This is a genomic window from Polaromonas sp. YR568, assembly GCF_943372955.1.
GTDB lineage: Bacteria > Pseudomonadota > Gammaproteobacteria > Burkholderiales > Burkholderiaceae_C > Polaromonas.
Genome location: NZ_CALSAL010000001.1, coordinates 466,069 through 481,042, shown reverse-complemented (window position 1 = coordinate 481,042; position 14,974 = coordinate 466,069). Strand labels below are relative to the sequence as shown.

Annotated in this window: 14 protein-coding genes and 1 riboswitch; of the genes, 2 read left to right on the top strand and 12 right to left on the bottom strand. The window is 64.4% G+C overall.

All coding sequences use genetic code 11. The annotated features are described in order from the left end of the window. Positions 1 to 3: 3 nt before the first annotated feature. From cobN to AAG793_RS02200, 12 genes are read right to left on the bottom strand one after another with little or no spacing between them, the layout of a single operon-like run. Complete coding sequence (gene cobN, locus AAG793_RS02255; protein WP_341903448.1) at positions 4 to 4,215, bottom strand: cobaltochelatase subunit CobN; 4,212 nt, start codon at positions 4,213 to 4,215, stop codon at positions 4 to 6. Further along, positions 4,212 to 4,568: a DUF2149 domain-containing protein gene (locus tag AAG793_RS02250; RefSeq protein ID WP_341903445.1), complete on the bottom strand. Its 357-nt coding sequence runs from the start codon at positions 4,566 to 4,568 to the stop codon at positions 4,212 to 4,214. Before AAG793_RS02250 ends, cobN begins: the two co-directional genes overlap by 4 nt. Then, positions 4,565 to 5,029: a MotA/TolQ/ExbB proton channel family protein gene (locus tag AAG793_RS02245; protein WP_341903441.1), complete on the bottom strand. Its 465-nt coding sequence runs from the start codon at positions 5,027 to 5,029 to the stop codon at positions 4,565 to 4,567. Before AAG793_RS02245 ends, AAG793_RS02250 begins: the two co-directional genes overlap by 4 nt. 20 nt (positions 5,030 to 5,049) lie before the next feature. Then, positions 5,050 to 5,760: a 5,6-dimethylbenzimidazole synthase gene (gene bluB / locus AAG793_RS02240; RefSeq protein ID WP_341903438.1), complete on the bottom strand. Its 711-nt coding sequence runs from the start codon at positions 5,758 to 5,760 to the stop codon at positions 5,050 to 5,052. Positions 5,761 to 5,768: 8 nt separating this feature from the next. Then, positions 5,769 to 6,350: a cob(I)yrinic acid a,c-diamide adenosyltransferase gene (gene cobO, locus AAG793_RS02235; RefSeq protein ID WP_341903435.1), complete on the bottom strand. Its 582-nt coding sequence runs from the start codon at positions 6,348 to 6,350 to the stop codon at positions 5,769 to 5,771. Positions 6,351 to 6,391: 41 nt separating this feature from the next. Continuing rightward, positions 6,392 to 7,183 (bottom strand): ABC transporter ATP-binding protein, encoded by a 792-nt coding sequence (locus AAG793_RS02230; RefSeq protein WP_341903432.1) that lies wholly within the window; start codon positions 7,181 to 7,183, stop codon positions 6,392 to 6,394. After that, positions 7,180 to 8,226, bottom strand: coding sequence for an iron ABC transporter permease (locus AAG793_RS02225; RefSeq protein ID WP_341903429.1), 1,047 nt, complete (start codon positions 8,224 to 8,226; stop codon positions 7,180 to 7,182). Before AAG793_RS02225 ends, AAG793_RS02230 begins: the two co-directional genes overlap by 4 nt. A 5-nt stretch (positions 8,227 to 8,231) precedes the next feature. Next, the gene (locus AAG793_RS02220) at positions 8,232 to 9,119 is read right to left on the bottom strand and encodes a helical backbone metal receptor (RefSeq protein WP_341905366.1); all 888 of its coding nucleotides are present in this window, start codon (positions 9,117 to 9,119) and stop codon (positions 8,232 to 8,234) included. A gap of 14 nt (positions 9,120 to 9,133) precedes the next feature. After that, entirely contained in the window at positions 9,134 to 9,715 is a 582-nt protein-coding gene (gene cobU, locus AAG793_RS02215; RefSeq protein WP_341903425.1) for a bifunctional adenosylcobinamide kinase/adenosylcobinamide-phosphate guanylyltransferase, read from the bottom strand. Continuing rightward, on the bottom strand, positions 9,708 to 10,568 hold the full coding sequence (locus AAG793_RS02210; RefSeq protein ID WP_341903422.1) for an ABC transporter substrate-binding protein: 861 nt from the start codon (positions 10,566 to 10,568) through the stop codon (positions 9,708 to 9,710). The genes cobU and AAG793_RS02210 overlap by 8 nt, the downstream gene beginning before the upstream one ends. Continuing rightward, positions 10,565 to 11,914 carry a cobyrinate a,c-diamide synthase gene (locus AAG793_RS02205; RefSeq protein WP_341903418.1) on the bottom strand — a complete coding sequence of 450 codons (1,350 nt, stop codon included), beginning with the start codon at positions 11,912 to 11,914 and terminating at the stop codon, positions 10,565 to 10,567. Before AAG793_RS02205 ends, AAG793_RS02210 begins: the two co-directional genes overlap by 4 nt. 26 nt (positions 11,915 to 11,940) lie before the next feature. Next, positions 11,941 to 13,845, bottom strand: coding sequence for a TonB-dependent receptor (locus AAG793_RS02200; protein WP_341903415.1), 1,905 nt, complete (start codon positions 13,843 to 13,845; stop codon positions 11,941 to 11,943). Positions 13,846 to 13,924: 79 nt separating this feature from the next. Next, positions 13,925 to 14,215: riboswitch (cobalamin riboswitch) on the bottom strand. Between the two features lie 35 nt (positions 14,216 to 14,250). Here AAG793_RS02200 and AAG793_RS02195 point away from each other — a divergent pair. Then, positions 14,251 to 14,487, top strand: a complete 237-nt coding sequence (locus tag AAG793_RS02195; protein WP_341903411.1) for a DUF904 domain-containing protein — start codon at positions 14,251 to 14,253, stop codon at positions 14,485 to 14,487. Next, entirely contained in the window at positions 14,487 to 14,834 is a 348-nt protein-coding gene (locus AAG793_RS02190; protein ID WP_341903409.1) for a cell division protein ZapA, read from the top strand. Before AAG793_RS02195 ends, AAG793_RS02190 begins: the two co-directional genes overlap by 1 nt. Positions 14,835 to 14,974: the final 140 nt, after the last annotated feature.

Sequence of the window (14,974 nt, the reverse complement as noted above, 5' to 3'; positions counted from 1 at the left end):
TTATCACGCAGCACCGGCGCCTGAGGGATTCACTGGACGCCAGCGGCGCTGCTGCCGCCACGCACCCAGTGCCAGCAGCAGCGCCACCGCCCAGAGTGTTGCCAGGCTGTTCACCACCGCAGTCGGTGGCTTGGCTTGTTCGGGCTGTAACTCCAGCTTGAGACCGCGCACGATGGTGGGTGCCGCGATCTCTGGGGCCGGCTCGCGGGCGGCGGGCAGGTCAGATGGCCGCGCCAGTGGCCGACCGGTGCCGGCGTCGGCCACTGGCCTGGCGCGAGATTCGCCAGGTGCCAGCGCCGCATCGGCTGCAAAGCGCTGCACAGCCGGATTGCTCTCGCGCAGGCCTGACGCCTCGCGGGCCTCGTTGTAGGCCACCACCAGCGACTGCCGGGTGGCCATGTCGGGCTGCCAGTAGTTCAGGCGTATGGCGTCCAGCATGCGCTCCAGCGTCTGCGCGAAGGCGGCCCGGCTGACACCGTCCTTGCCTTCCAGCCACTCCCGTGTGCCCAGGCCGTACTGGTCACGCAGGTAAACATCGTGCAGCGACTGCCAGTGGTCCTGCCTCACGGTCTGCGGCGCCGTGACCTGCCAGCCCCAGAGAAACTGCGCGGTCTTGAGCACCTGCAGGGTGCCGCTGTAGCCTTCTGCCTTTTGCGCACTGATCCACTGCGGGTGCAAATAGCGCGTCTGCATTTCCTTGGCGATGGCGCTGCTGGCACTTTCGGTGATCACTTCGGACGCATCGCGCAGGTTCTGCACATACAGGGCCGGTGGCTTGCCGGTGAGTTGGCGTACCGCCTGGGAAAGTCCCCCCAGATACTGGAACGGGTCATCGCTGGTGAGCATGCCGTAGGTGCTGGAGGTGCGTGAAAGCAGGGCCGCATCGACCTGCGCCAGATTGCGGGCAAACGCCTTGTGGCGTGCCGCGCCTTCAATGCCCTGTCCGTAGGCGTGTCCCATGCGGTCCATGTAGAGCTGTGCCATCCCGGCGTCGCCGCCGCCCTTGCCGTCCTTTTCCCAGATGTCGGTGGCCTGCACCGCATCGCTCAGACCGGTGCCATAGCTGCCCTGCTCGTTGGAGAACACCCGCGCAGTGGACCAGCGCCGGACATCGGCTGCACTCGCGCCCTGGCCAGCGAATTCCCTGGCCAGTTTTTGCGTGTTGCGGGCGACGTGGTTATCCGCCTCCTTCAACTGGGCCACCTGCCGCACACCTTCGTCGATCCAGCGCATCACCACCGGAAACTGGTCGCGGTAGGAACCGGTCACGCTGACCAGTACATCCAGCCGCGGCCGCTTGAGTTCGCCCGCAGGCAGTACGGCGAGCCCGGCCACACGGCCAGCGTCGTCCCAGCGTGGTTTCACACCCAGGGCATACAGGACCTGCGATTCCATCACGCCCTGGTGCCGCATGGTCTCCCCGGCCCAGAGGGTGAACGCGACTTTTTCGGGCCACTGACCGTTGTGGGCCGCGCGGTGCTGCTTCATCCAGGCCTCGAAAGCCGCAACACCGGTGTCCCAGGCCTGCCGTGTTGGCACCCGGCTGGGGTCGAACCCGTAGAGGTTGCGACCGGTGGGCAGGCTTTCAGGGTTGCGCACCGGATCGCCGCCATAGCTGGTGCGGATGTGCTGGCCATCCAGTGCGGCAAGAAAACCGGTGATCTCTTCGTTGTCGGCCAGTGCCTTGTCCAGCTGCTGGGCGCGCAGCGCCAGTGCCAGCAGTACCGCCGGGTCCAGCACCTTGGCCTCGGCGCGGTTGGGCACCGTGCTGTGAATGCCGGATTTCGCGGCTTCGGCGGCATCCTGCACACGCAGGTCCAGCGTGCTGGCCGCTTGCGGGTCTTTCAGCGCCACCTGCAGCCAGCGCGCCGGCCGGGAGTGGATGATTTTTTTCGAGTCCAGCAGGAACACCTCGTCAATGTCCTCGCCCAGCGCCTCGATCAGCGGCTTGCGCAGCGTCTGCATCACGGTGCCGAAGCGGCGCTGCGCATCAGGCACTTCACCAAAAGTGGCCAGGCCCTGGGGCTGCGCCGTCTGCGCGATGTCGTCGAGGTAGGGATGCAGCAGCTCCATGAAGCCGGCAAAGTCGGCAGCGATTTTCTGTGCGCTCCAGCCGATGTCGCGGTGTAACTGGTGCTCGACGAACTTCGCGACCAGCTGCGCCTCCAGCGCCTTCTTCACCGGGCCGGGGGCCACGGTTTCCCAGTCGTGCATCAGGTCGTGCATGTCATGCACACCGGGCCGGAAGCCGGCGGGCGAGAACATCGGCGTCGAATGGCTCACCAGCACCGCGCGGCCACGGCGCTTGGCAGTCAACGCCTCGCCCAGGTTGTCCATGATGTAGGGGTAGAGGTTGGGCAGGTCGCCCAGCGCCAGCAAGGGGTCGTCCTGCGCCGAGAGGCCGCGCTCCTTGCCGGGCGCCCATTCAAGCGTGCCATGCGTCCCCAGATGGACCACGGCACTGGCGGCGAACTGCTCGCGCAGCCACAGGTAGGTCGCCAGATAGTTGTGGCTCAGCGGCACGCTGGCCCGGTGGCCAATGCGCTTTTTGCGCATCTCCGCCGGTGTACCCGCCGTGACCTCATGGCGCAGCGGTTGCGGCATCACCACCACGTTGCCCAACTGCACACGCGGAATGATGAACCCCGGCATGGCCGGCCCGCCCGGCTGGCCTGACTGGGATCGCATCATCAGGGCCTTTTCAGGCGCACCCCAGTAGCCCTCGATGCGGCTTTGCGTGGATGGCGGCAGCGCGCGGAACCAGGCCAGGTAGCGGTCCAGCGGCAGCACATCGGCCAGCCCTTGCGCCGGCAGCAGCGTCAGGGTTTCAGGCCGGTAGAAGGCGCCGAGCGTGGCCTGCACCTGCCGCGTGATCTGTTCAGCGCCGGGCGTTTCGGTCTGGTATCCGGCTGCCTTCATGGCGGCCAGCATGTTCTCCAGGCTTCTGGGCACATTGAGAAAAGAAGCGCCGAAGTTGCCTTCCCCCTGCGGGTAGTTGTAGACCATCATGGCCACGCGACGCCGGGCCGGGGGTGTCTGCTGCAGGCGAACGAGGGCTGCAGCCTTGTCGGCCACCGCATCAATTTGCGCCGGAAGGGGCTGCAGCGCACCGGTTCTGGCGTCGCGCGCAGTGATCAGCATGGCATCGACCATCCCCGCCAGCTCGCTGGGCGTGTAGTAGTACGCCACATCGGACAGGGCCAGCCCATCCTTGCTTTGCGCCCATTGGCCGGTATCCATGGCCAATGCGGGCAGCGTCTGCAGCACCGGAACGCCGATGCGCTCCAGTTCAGCCTTTCGCTCGGTCGGGTTGAACACCAGCGCCGAGTTGATGATGATGTCGGCGACGCGACGCGCCCCGCCAGGCGTTGGCACCTGCGTCATCTGGACGAACAGGTCTTTTTGCTGGCGCGGCCCATAAAACGCATAAGCGCGCAGCCCGCGCCGTTCCAGCGCCGCCATCAGCGCATCAAGCCAGGGCGTGTCATCCGAAGTGAAGACCGCGTTGTTGACCGCGATGGCCACCGTCGGCGCCTTTGCATCGACACCCGGGAAGGCATCGAACGCCGGCAGCTGGCTTTCGATGTGCGGCCACGCCGGGTGGTAGAAGCCGGCCAGCGGAAGCCGTACTGCAGGCGGCAGTTCATCCAGCGCCCCGGCGCCCCGCCCGCTGCGGGAAGCGCCATCTTTCAGTGCAGCCATGGCCAGGCGCATGTTCTGCGCGCCGCCAAAACGCCAGTACTCCCGCAGACGCTGCGCCCAGCCAGCGCTGACACCGCGGTCGGCCTGCAGTGGTGCGGCAGCGACTGGCTGCCGGTTGGCCACCGCGCCAAATTCGCCGACCACCACATAAGGCGTGCCGCTGGTGCCGATCACATCGCCAAACCGCACGGCCACGTTTTGCGCCACGCTGCTGTGCGGTGCATCGATCACCAGCAGGCGAGCGCCGCGCAGTGCCTGCCGCAAGGCGTCGGGCGTGTCGTCCTCTGCCGACAGGGTTTGCAGCGGCACACCGGCCTGTGCGGCGGCCGCGACCAGCTTGGCCAGACGGGCCGGCGACACCACATACGTGCTCAGCAGCACCATGCGCGGCTCTGCAGCCGGGGTTTGCGCCCACGACGGCGCCAGCCCTGTCAGTACGAACACGGTCAGACCGATCAGGCGAGCCAGCCACCTGCGGTCGCGCCACACACCCGGACCTCGGTACGCCTTCATCTTTCAGCAGGCACATAAACCATGGTGCCGTCTTTCATGCGGTAGGCGGTACCAGCCTTTTCACCCTCACCCTCGCCCGAGGCGCCACTGGCCTTGAAGCGGGTGACCTTGGCACCTTCCTTGGTAATGATCTCCATGTCGGGCTGGCCCGAGTTGCGGATGATGGTCAGCTTGTCGTCTGCAAACGGGTTCATCGGGTTGTTGATCACCGCAATCAGCAACATGCCAATGACCACCAGGAACACATCAATCAGGTTAATGGTGGACAGCACCGGGTCGTCATCGTCTTCATCCAGAATGCGCAGGCGTGGCCGGGTGACGCCTTGTGATGCCGGGTTGGAAGGCGAATTCATGCGGCATTCCCCTCCAGCACAGCCAGCATTTCCGCCAGCAGCCAGCGCCGACGCACGCTGTACACCACAAAGGTGATCGAGGCGGCGACCAGCGCCACAATGACAGCCGCAAATGCCGGCGCCAGGCTCTGCGCAACGCCCTGCGACTGCCCGGACGCCACCGCCACCAGCGCCGGACCCATGGGAATCATGGTGGCCACCAGTCCCAACATGGGTGCGACGCGGCTGCACAGCCGCAGGCCTTCGAGTTCCTTGAGCACGGCAAGCTCCAGCATTTCCGGCGAGCCGCTGCCGACGCGGCCCAGCACCAGCACGTGGCCCGGTTGTCTGCGACGGCGCGCCCACTCGACGGCAAAGGCGCCCAGGCTCATCAGCGAATAAGCGAATGCAGCAAGCACCAGCGCGTTCACCGGCCATAGGAAAGTCTGGGCAAGCTGGAACAGGGTGTTTTCAAATAGCATGGAAACTCTCTTTCGGTTGGCTATTCAATCGGATGGAGCGGGGGCGGGTTTTCACCCGCAATCGAGGAACTGGATGGGGATTGCCCCCAGTGGTCTTCAAACACCATGTCAGCCAGCGCTGCGCGACGCGCCCACTTTTCAGCCTGCAACATCGGCTGCTCGTAAAACGCTTCGACAGGGCCGAGGCACAACACGGCAATCGGTTGGCTGCCCTCGGGCATCTGCAACAGTGCGGCAAGCTGCAAGGGATCAAAAATCGACACCCAGCCCATGCCCAGGCCTTCGGCGCGTGCGGCCAGCCAGAGGTTCTGGATCGCGCAGGCGGCCGAGGCCAAGTCCATCTCGGGCAAGGTGCGCCGGCCAAACACATGCTGCTCGCGCCCGGGTGGCAGCGCCACCACCAGCACCTCGGCAGCGTCCAGCACGCCCTGCACCTTGAGCTTCATGAACTCGTCTTCCCGCTCGCCCAGCGCCTGCGCGGTCAGCACCCGCTCGTGCTCGACGAGCGCGTGAATGCCCTCGCGCAGCGAACGATCACGCACCCGGATGAAACGCCAGGGCTGCATGAAACCGACGCTGGGCGCATGGTGCGCCGCACCGAGCAGGCGCTGCAACACCGCATCCGGCACCACGCCGCCGCTGAAGTGGCGCATGTCGCGCCGCTCGTGGATGACGCGGTACACCGCCTCCCGTTCGGCAGTGCTGAAAGCTTGGGATGCGGCGGTGCTCATCTGCACGCCTAGTCTTCGATGCCGCGCTGAGCCGGGATGCCAGCGTTGAAGGCATGCTTGACCTTGGTCATTTCAGTCACCGTGTCGGCCAGCTCAATGATCTCGGGCGGGCAGCGGCGGCCGGTGATGACCACATGGACATCCTTCGGACGGTCACGCAGCGTCTGCAGCACGTCGTCCAGCGGCAGCCAGCCGTAAATGAGGGGGTAAGTCAGCTCGTCGAGCACCACCATGAAATGCTCGCCGCTGAGGATGGCTGTGCTGGCTTTCTGCCAGCCATCGCGTGCCAGTTGGGCCGAGCGCTCCAGATCCAGGCTTTTCCAGCTGAAGCCGTCGCCCAGACCTTCCACCGACAGGCCGATCTGCTCGAACATGCGGTGCTCGCCAAAGCGGGCGGTGGGCACCTTCATGAACTGGAAAATCTTCACCGTCTTGCCATGCACATGGTGGCGGCCATGGGCCCGCAGCGCAAGACCAAACGCCGCTGTGCTCTTGCCCTTGCCATCGCCGGTGTGAACGATCACCAGACCACGGCGCTCGCCTTCCGGCTTCTCATAGGGTTTGACTGAAGGGGGTGTTTCAACTTGCATGGTGCGGACTTTCGTGATTCAGCAATCGGGTGATTCAAGGTTCAAATCCGGGGCAGAGCCACCCATTGGCCAGCCAGCGGGTGCACGGCGATGCGGTGGTCAAACACCTGCTCCAGCGCGCGGTGCGTAGCCGCGTCGATGCAGGCGCCCTGGTGGGCGATACGCCCCTCGGCCATCACCACCAGTTCATCGGCCTGCAGCGCGAGGGAAATTTCATGCAGCACGCTGATGACCGTTTTGCCACTGGCCACCAGCTCGCGCGCGAGCAACAGCCAGTCGGCCTGATGCGGTGGGTCGAGATTGGCCAGCGGTTCGTCCATCAGCAGCACGTCGGCCTCGACCGCGAGCGCGCGGGCCAGCAGCACCCGCTGGCGCTCGCCACCCGAGAGCTGACCCAGCGCCCTGCACCGCCAATCCCACGCATGGGTGGCACGCAAGGCGCGCTCCACGGCTGCATGGTCGGCTGCGCTGGGCGGTGCCAGCCAGGGCTGGTGCGGCAAGCGGCCCAGCATGGCGACGTCGTAAGCCATCAGGTCATCGGCCGAGCTTTCGTTCTGGCCCAGCCACGACAGCAGGCGGGCACGCTGGCGGGCTGCTGGTGCACCCGGGTTGTGGCCGAGCAGACTGACCTCGCCCTGGTAAGGCATCAGCCCTGCCAGCACCTTGAGCAAGGTCGATTTGCCCGCGCCGTTGGGGCCGACCACACTGGTCCAACGCCCGGCTGGCAGGGTCAGTGAAATGTCGTGCAGCACCTCGGCATGACCCAGCGTGGCACGGATGGACCGGGCCTGAAGCGCAGGACCTGCCGGGGCCGAGCGAAGGTCGCCGCTCACAGCATCGCCCCCCGCGTTGCAGCGGGGCCGGTGCCGCGGTGCATCAGCCACAGCAGGTAGCCGCCACCGAGCACTGCGGTGAGCACACCCACTGGCAATTCCTGCGGCGCCACCAGCCAGCGCGCCAGCACATCGGCAGCGGTGAGCAATACCGCGCCCATCAGGCTGGAAAGCAAAATCAGGCGGCCATGCGTGGCCTTCACCACCGAGCGCACCAAGTGCGGCGCGGCCAGCCCGACAAAGGCAATCAGGCCGGTCTGCGCTACCGCGGTGCCTGTGGCCAGCGCCAGCACGGCGACCAGCGCGGCACGCATTTGCGGCAGCTTCAGGCCCAGGCTTTGCGCGGTGGATTCGCCCAGCGCCAGCCCGTCGAGCACATGGCTCATCATCCACGCCGCCGTGAGACACAGGCCGAAGATACCAGCCATCACAGCGCATGACGAGAAGCCCACAAACGCGGTGCTGCCCAGCATGAAGGACTGCATCGATTGCATGATTTCTGGCGTGAGCAGCAGCACCAGCGAGCTGAGCGCGCCCAGCACCACGCCCACAATCACACCCGCCAGCAGCAGCCGCAGCGTGTGCTGCACGCCCTTGGCCAGCAGCAGCGTGAGCAGCACTGCCAGCACCGCGCCCACAAACGCGGCGCCCGTGATACCGAGGCGCGCCACCCACTGCGTGGCCATGGGCGACACACCGAACAGCGCCATCGCCAGCGCCACGCCCAGCGACGCACCGGATGCACTGCCCAGCAAATACGGATCAGCCAATGGGTTGCGAAAGAGGCCCTGCGCCACAGCACCCGCCAGCCCCAGCAGCGCACCGGCCAGCCAGGCGCCCACGGTGCGCGGCAGGCGAATCTCACACACGATCTGCAGCGCCTGCGGGTCGCTGTGCATGTTCAGCACGCTGTCAAAACCGGTGCTGCCCACACTCACGCCCAGCAACAACAAGCCTGCGGTGGCCAGCAACAGCCCGGTGGCCAACCAGCCCGCCTTGCGCGGCTGCGGTTCAGCGGCCTTACCTGCTCTGTGGTGGCTCACGTTGCTCATCGCGCTTTGCCTGCCCCACCCGGTGTGGCGTACTTTTCAAGGCAGGCGGCCATCAGGCGCGCAGCCTCGGCCATGCGCGGGCCGGGGCGAACCACCACATCGGAATCGCCCACACCGAACACGCAGATGCGCTGCTCCTTCACCGCCTTGATGCTGCCCCAGCCCGGATACGGCACCATGGCCTGCATGCTGCGGTTGCCGATCAGGATCACATCGGGATTGGCTCGCACCACAAATTCAGGATTCAACCGTGGGAAGGGCCCGAGCGATGCAGGCACCACGTTCTTCACGCCCAGCCGCGTCAGCGTCTCGCCGATGAAGGACGACTCACTGGCACCATACGGCCCACGGCTGACCTCGAAGTACACCCGCAGCGCGCGCGCCTGGGGCGACAGCGACTGCGCCGCCGCCGATACGCTGGTGTCGATCAGGCGCCACAGGCGCGCAGCGCCCATCTCGTCGGGAATCTCCAGCAAGGCACCAATCTTGCCGAGCACGCGGCGCACATCGGCATGGCTTTTCGGCTCCAGCGCCACGACCTTGATGCCCAGCGACTCCAGCCGTGCGCTGGCACGCGACGAGGTGGCGAGCAACACCACATCGGGTTTGAGCGCCACAATGCCTTCAATGTTCGGGTCCAGCCCGCCGCCCATCACCGGCAGGCTGCGCACTGAAGCCGGGTGGTTGGAATACCGGTCCACGCCCACCAGCCGGTGGCATTGCTCCATCGCACAGACGCTCTCGGTCAGCGAGGGCAGCAGGCTCACGATGCGCTGCGGCGCCTGTGCGAACTGCACCGTCACCCCACGGTCGTCAGTGAGTTGCAGCGCGTGTACCGGCAACGCGGCCGCCAGTGCAAAACAGGTAATTGCGAACCAGGCCATGGCGAACCAGCGTTTCACGGCGTCCCTTTCAGAAACAGAGGAAGCCCGGCCACCATCAGCGTGACGCGCTCGCAGCCCGCTGCCACCTGCTGATTCAGCCGACCCAGCGCATCAACGAAGGCGCGCGTCTCGCGACCCAGCGGAATCACACCAAGACCGATCTCGTTGCCGACCAGCACGACGGGGCCGGGCGCTTCGCGGATGGCCCGCAGCAAGGCGTCAATCTGTGGCGTCGCATCGGTCACAGGGTCTGCCGCGCCCGGCGCCGGCATCAGCAGGTTCGTCAGCCACAGCGTCAGGCAATCCACCACCACGAGGGTGTCGCTGCGGCTGGACTGCGCCACCGCATGCGCGAGTTGCAGTGGCTCTTCAACGGTCGTCATGCCCGGCACCCGCTCGGCCCGGTCCTGCTGGTGGCGCACGATGCGTTGCTGCATCTCGTCGTCCCACGCTTGAGCGGTGGCCACCAGCACCGCGCGATGCAGCGGCGATTGCGCAAGCCATTGCTGGGCAATCATTTCGGCTCGGCGCGACTTGCCGCTTTTCTGGCCACCGAGGATGAGCTCGCTGCGGGCAATCACCTGAGGTTCAGCCATGCTCGTGGCTCCATTGCATGATGAGGCGGTGAATCTGCTCGACACCTTCAGTGAGCGCTGCTGGCCCGGGCTGCAGAATTTCGGCCGACTTGATCTCGAACAGCTGTTGAGTCTTGACGGCGTTGACCTCTCCCCAGCCGGGGCGCGCCAGCACATGGGCGGGCCGGAACTTGCGTCCGCACCAGGAGCCAAAAATGATGTCGGGGTTGCGCCGCACGATCTCGCTGCCGTCGGCAATGATGCGCTGCTTGCCCATGGGTTCGCGCGCCAGCTCCGGAAAGCAGTCGTCGCCGCCCGCGATGCCGATCAGCTCAGACACCCACGCAATCGCGCTGATGTGCGGGTCGTACCACTCTTCAAAAAACACCCGGGGCCTGCGCCTGAGGGATTTGGCCGCCTGTTCGATAGCGAGCAGGCGCGTCTGCATCTGCCGAATCAAGTCCAGCCCGCGTGCCTCTTGCCCGACCATGGCGGCCAGCTGGTACATCATCGAAAAAATCTCCGCCACGCTGCGCTGGTTGAAGATGGTGACCTGAATACCGTGCCGGATCAGCTGCGAAGCGATGTCGGCCTGCAGGTCTGAAAAGCCGATCACGCAGTCTGGCTGCAACGCCACAATCTTTTCGATTTTGGCGCTCAGAAATGCACTCACCTTGGGCTTTTCTTCCCGCGCCCGCGGTGGCCGCACCGTGTAGCCTGAAATACCGACGATGCGCCGCTCCTCGCCCAGCAGGTAGAGCCACTCGGTCGGCTCTTCGGTGAGGCAGACGATGCGTTGCGGGCCCACGCCGCTGCGCTGCGCCGCTGCATCAGCGCCGGTTGCCAGCAAACGCCAGTCAGTGGCAATCGTCATGCAGGCTCCTTCAGAAAAAGCCGCGCAGTGGCTTCAGGGCTGGAAGCAAACCAGGCGTGGAAATAACTCGCCTTGACGGACCCCTGCACATACAGCGCCTCGCCCTGCCCCCGCAGCGTGCGCCCGGGCGCGGCCTCGGTGCGGGCGGCTGCAGGCAGCGCCGTTTCTGCGGTCGAATAATGGAAGGTGTGCCCGCGCAGGGTGCCATAGGGCAGCGGCAATTGCTGCGGGCCGAGGGCCGCCAGGCGCTTGTTCACCGTCACTTCACCCGGCAGCACGCCCCAGGCGGCATAACGCTCGCCTTCGGTGGTGGTGATGCCATCAAACAGCGCCATCATGCCGCCACATTCGGCCCACACTGGCTTGCTGGACTGCACATGCTGGTGCAGGCTGGCCTTCATCGCCACGTTACCCGCCAGCGCAGGGCCATACAGCTCCGGGTAACCGCCGGGCAGCCACAGCGCATCACATGCCGGCAAGGCGGCGTCTGCCAGTGGCGAGAAAAACACCAGCTGCGCACCCAGTTCCTGCAGGCACTGCAAATTGGCGGCATAGATGAAGCAGAAGGCCGCATCACGGGCCACGGCAATCGTTTTGCCCCGCAGCAGCGGTGCCACAGATGCCGCGGGGGGCGCAGCCGCGCCTTCAAAAGCCATGGCCCAAGCGTCCAGGTCCTGCAAGCTCATGCGCCCCAGCGGCGTGGCCGCCAACGCATCGGCTGCTGCATCCAGCCGCTGCAGGGCCTCGCCCTGGTCACCGAGTTCATGGTCCATCACCAGGCCGAGATGCCGCTCAGGCAGCGTGAAAGCGGCGTCGCGCATCAGCGCACCCATCCACTGCGCGGGCTCTCGCAGGCTGCGCTGCAGCATGTCGGCATGGCCGGGCGACGCCACGCGATTGGCCAGCACGCCGGCAAACCGCAGGCCCTGGCGGTAGCTTTGCAGCCCCCAGGCCAGTGCGCCGAAGGTGCCCGCCATGGAGCCGGCATCAATCACCGCCAGCACCGGCAGGCCAAAGCGCTGCGCCAGATCGGCAGCACTTGGCTCGCCGTCGAACAGGCCCATCACGCCTTCAACGATCAGCAGGTCGGCGTCCTGCGCTGCGGCGTGAAGGCGCTGGCGACAGTCGGCCTCGCCGGTCATCCACAGGTCCAGCTGATGAACGGGCTGGCCGCTGGCCAGTGCGAGCCAGTACGGATCGAGAAAATCCGGCCCGCACTTGAACACCCGCACCCGCCGCCCCTGCCGCGCGTGCAGGCGCGCCAGCGCACAGGTCACCGTGGTCTTGCCCTGGCCGGAAGCAGGTGCGGCGACAAGAATGGCGGGGCAGGTGGCGGTGAGCGTCATGAAGCAGTGGTCCAAAAGCGGGCAGCTTACTGCGGCGCCCAGGTCAGGCCGACGTACAGGGCACGCCTCGCTGAAGCATAGCCGTTGATGGTTTGATAAGTTTTGTCAGTCAGGTTGTCTACCCGTACCAGCGCTTTCCAGTCTTTCGACAAGGGCGTGCTGGCACTCAGGTTGACCAAGGTGTAGCCGGGCAACACGGGCGACGTTGCAGTGGTATTTTCGTAGCGCAGGGCAGACATCAGCACATCACCGGCCAGCGTCCAGGCCCCGATGCGCGTGTCCACGCCAAAAGTGGCGTGTCGTTTCGCGCGGCGCGCGAGTTGTTTGTTCAACGTTAGGTCTTTAGGGTTCTGTACGTCTAGCGACCCATAAAGGTTGAAGTTTCCTATCGATTCGCTGGCTGTAAAAGTCAAGCCCGTGTACGAGGCCTGCGCCGTATTGGCATAGCAGCCGACACGAGTTGCTGCTGGTAAGAGGCCGCTGGGGCATGGACCGGCACCGCTAACAAATGTCAGCAGATTGGTCAGTTTGTTACGGTATGCCACCACACCATATCTACGAGTACCCTCAACATACTTCAAGCCCAGTTCTACGTTACGGCCTGACTCTGGCAGCAGTGGTGTGGGTGGCGAAAACACGGTGAAGCGCTGGTACAACGTGGGCACTCGAAACGACGTACCGACGCTACCTGAAATTTTCCAGCGGGGCGTAATTGCCAGGGCATAGGCAGCCGATCCAGTTGATTTGCCTCCGAACTCACTGTCACGATCATGGCGCACATTGAACTGAACGGTATGTACACCAGCAGCCCACCCATATCCCAGAGCCAAACTGTTTTGTGATTTTTCACGCGTCAGCGAGGTCACGTTGGTTGGCAGACCCGTTGTACCCATCAATAAAAATTGATCTTTTTTATTTTCCAGCGTGGCGCTTAGCGCATGCGCGCCAGTCTGGTAATTGTTTTGCCAAATAAAGCCGCTGGTTTTGGTCTGGTCAAAAGGCGGCCTGAGCGTCGAACCATTGAGCGCATCTTCGCCACGGTCTGTACCGTAAGTCACGCCCAGCCGTGTGTTGTACGCCTGAGACCACTTTGCCTGCCACTGTATGCCGACTGTTTCAACCTGATTAGCCCGGATAAAGTCGCGCGTCAAACCTTGGTCATATTGGGCAGCAATTTTGTTATTCAGAAAGTTGGCTTCCAGACGATGCTCTGCGTTGATCTGAAAACCCAGCCTGCCGTTGACATTCATGCTTTTGTAGCCGTCGCTATCAGGGTTTTGTGTCGCAATGGGTCGCGAGTTGAACCCATCACTGGTGGTTTGTGCCACACCCAATGCGTAGTCAAAAGAATTGACTGAACCGCTGGCACTCAAGTCGATTTTTTGTGTGTTGTAAGTGCCATAGCCAAACGAGATGATCGGAGAAAAAGCACCCTCACCTTTTTTAGTGAAAATTTGAATCACGCCCGCAGCAGCGTCTGAACCATACACCGCACTGGTTGGGCCACGAACAATTTCAATCCGGTCAATTTGTGCCAGAGGAATAGCTTGCCAATTGGCTCCCCCGCTGGTACTTTGGCTGTCCATACGCACGCCATCAATCAACACCAAGGTGTGGCGACTTTCACCGCCACGGGTAAAAACAGTTGTCGAATTACCAGCGCCGCCGAGTCGCACGATTTCAATGCCCGGCACACGGGCTAGCACATCGGCCAGGGCAGCCGCGCCACTGCGCTCTATCACCTCTCGGTCAATGATGGTGACGTCGGCCACCACGTCGCCGATGGGTTGGGCACTGCGCGTGGCCGTCACAAATATCTCTTTAAGTTGCGGCGTCACGCCAGTCTGGGCGCGGGCAGACAAGGAAAGGCCAGCTGCAAACGCAGCGGTAGCAAGCGCACTAAAGCGCACGCGATCAACACAAGGTTTCATGGATTAACTCAAGTTCAAAGGCCCTCACCGGCTTCCCCGCCAGTGCATGAGCGTCACAAACGCAGCGCCGGATACGGACGCACACGTTCACCTTGTTGGCCGGTATCCGGGCTGACGGAACTGCTTTCATCGCCTTCCCAAGCGCTTGTTCAGGGCGCTCAGTGGCGAGTGATGAAAACTGAATGGATTCCCGATGTGGGTCAGGAATGCAGCATTCGTCCGTTTTACCGTTGCGGGGGCAGCGCAGGCTGGAGGTCTCGGCGCTTCCAGCGGGCACTGGCCCGGCGTGGATGGCGTTGACTTCCTCCTGCTTCCCGTTGAACTGCGGCGTGTGAACCACACCGCGAGCACCAACAGCGCAGATTCTACGCGCCACCCTGCCGCAAACCCTACAATGCTTTTTCCATGTCGAATCCAACCCCCATCGACCAGATCACCGAGCGCGTGGAGCGCCTGCTGGTGCGCTACGAGGAATTGCAGCGGACCAATGCCCTGCTCAATGACCAGGTCACGGTGCTCACGCACGAACGGGATTCGCTTCGGTCGCGGCTGAGTGCGGCACGTGCCCGGGTGGATGCACTGCTTGAACGCCTGCCCGAAGCCAATGGCCAGGGCCAGCGCAGCACGGTAGGAACCGAGTGATGAAGCAACTTGAAGTGCAGATCATGGGCCAGAGCTACCTGCTGGGCTGCCCCGAAAACGGCGACGCGCGCATGCTCGACGCCGTCAACCGTGTCGACATGGCCATGTGCAAGATTCGCGATGCCGGCAAGATCAAGGCACGCGACCGCATTGCGGTGCTGGCGGCACTGAACCTGGCCTTTGAACTGCCTGAGCGCACAGCAACTGCCCCGCAGGCAGCTGCTGCACCACAGAGCACGGGCAATACCCAGAACGCCCCCCAGATCGATACCCAGCTCAACACCCAACTCCAGGCACTGCTGCAGCGCCTGGACGCCGCGCTCGGAACCGACGGCCAGTTGCTCTGAACCGGCCCGGTATGACCGGTCAACGCATGCGCTGCGACCTGTCATCAACGCCCACACGCCCTCACGAAAGCCTACAATCGCACTGTCTGCGATGCGCGCCGGGCTTTATATTTCCTTGAACCAATGCTCTTTGAGCCCGG

Excerpts from the sequence above, each read along its gene's own strand:
- cobU (WP_341903425.1), bottom strand. The coding sequence starts at position 9,715 with ATGGCTGAACCTCAGGTGATTGCCCGCAGCGAGCTCATCCTCGGTGGC.
- AAG793_RS02245 (WP_341903441.1), bottom strand. The coding sequence starts at position 5,029 with ATGCTATTTGAAAACACCCTGTTCCAGCTTGCCCAGACTTTCCTATGG.
- AAG793_RS02220 (WP_341905366.1), bottom strand. The coding sequence starts at position 9,119 with ATGGCCTGGTTCGCAATTACCTGTTTTGCACTGGCGGCCGCGTTGCCG.
- AAG793_RS02190 (WP_341903409.1), top strand. The coding sequence starts at position 14,487 with ATGAAGCAACTTGAAGTGCAGATCATGGGCCAGAGCTACCTGCTGGGC.
- bluB (WP_341903438.1), bottom strand. The coding sequence starts at position 5,760 with ATGAGCACCGCCGCATCCCAAGCTTTCAGCACTGCCGAACGGGAGGCG.
- AAG793_RS02195 (WP_341903411.1), top strand. The coding sequence starts at position 14,251 with ATGTCGAATCCAACCCCCATCGACCAGATCACCGAGCGCGTGGAGCGC.
- AAG793_RS02250 (WP_341903445.1), bottom strand. The coding sequence starts at position 4,568 with ATGAATTCGCCTTCCAACCCGGCATCACAAGGCGTCACCCGGCCACGC.
- AAG793_RS02200 (WP_341903415.1), bottom strand. The coding sequence starts at position 13,845 with ATGAAACCTTGTGTTGATCGCGTGCGCTTTAGTGCGCTTGCTACCGCT.
- AAG793_RS02205 (WP_341903418.1), bottom strand. The coding sequence starts at position 11,914 with ATGACGCTCACCGCCACCTGCCCCGCCATTCTTGTCGCCGCACCTGCT.
- cobN (WP_341903448.1), bottom strand. The coding sequence starts at position 4,215 with ATGAAGGCGTACCGAGGTCCGGGTGTGTGGCGCGACCGCAGGTGGCTG.
- AAG793_RS02210 (WP_341903422.1), bottom strand. The coding sequence starts at position 10,568 with ATGACGATTGCCACTGACTGGCGTTTGCTGGCAACCGGCGCTGATGCA.
- cobO (WP_341903435.1), bottom strand. The coding sequence starts at position 6,350 with ATGCAAGTTGAAACACCCCCTTCAGTCAAACCCTATGAGAAGCCGGAA.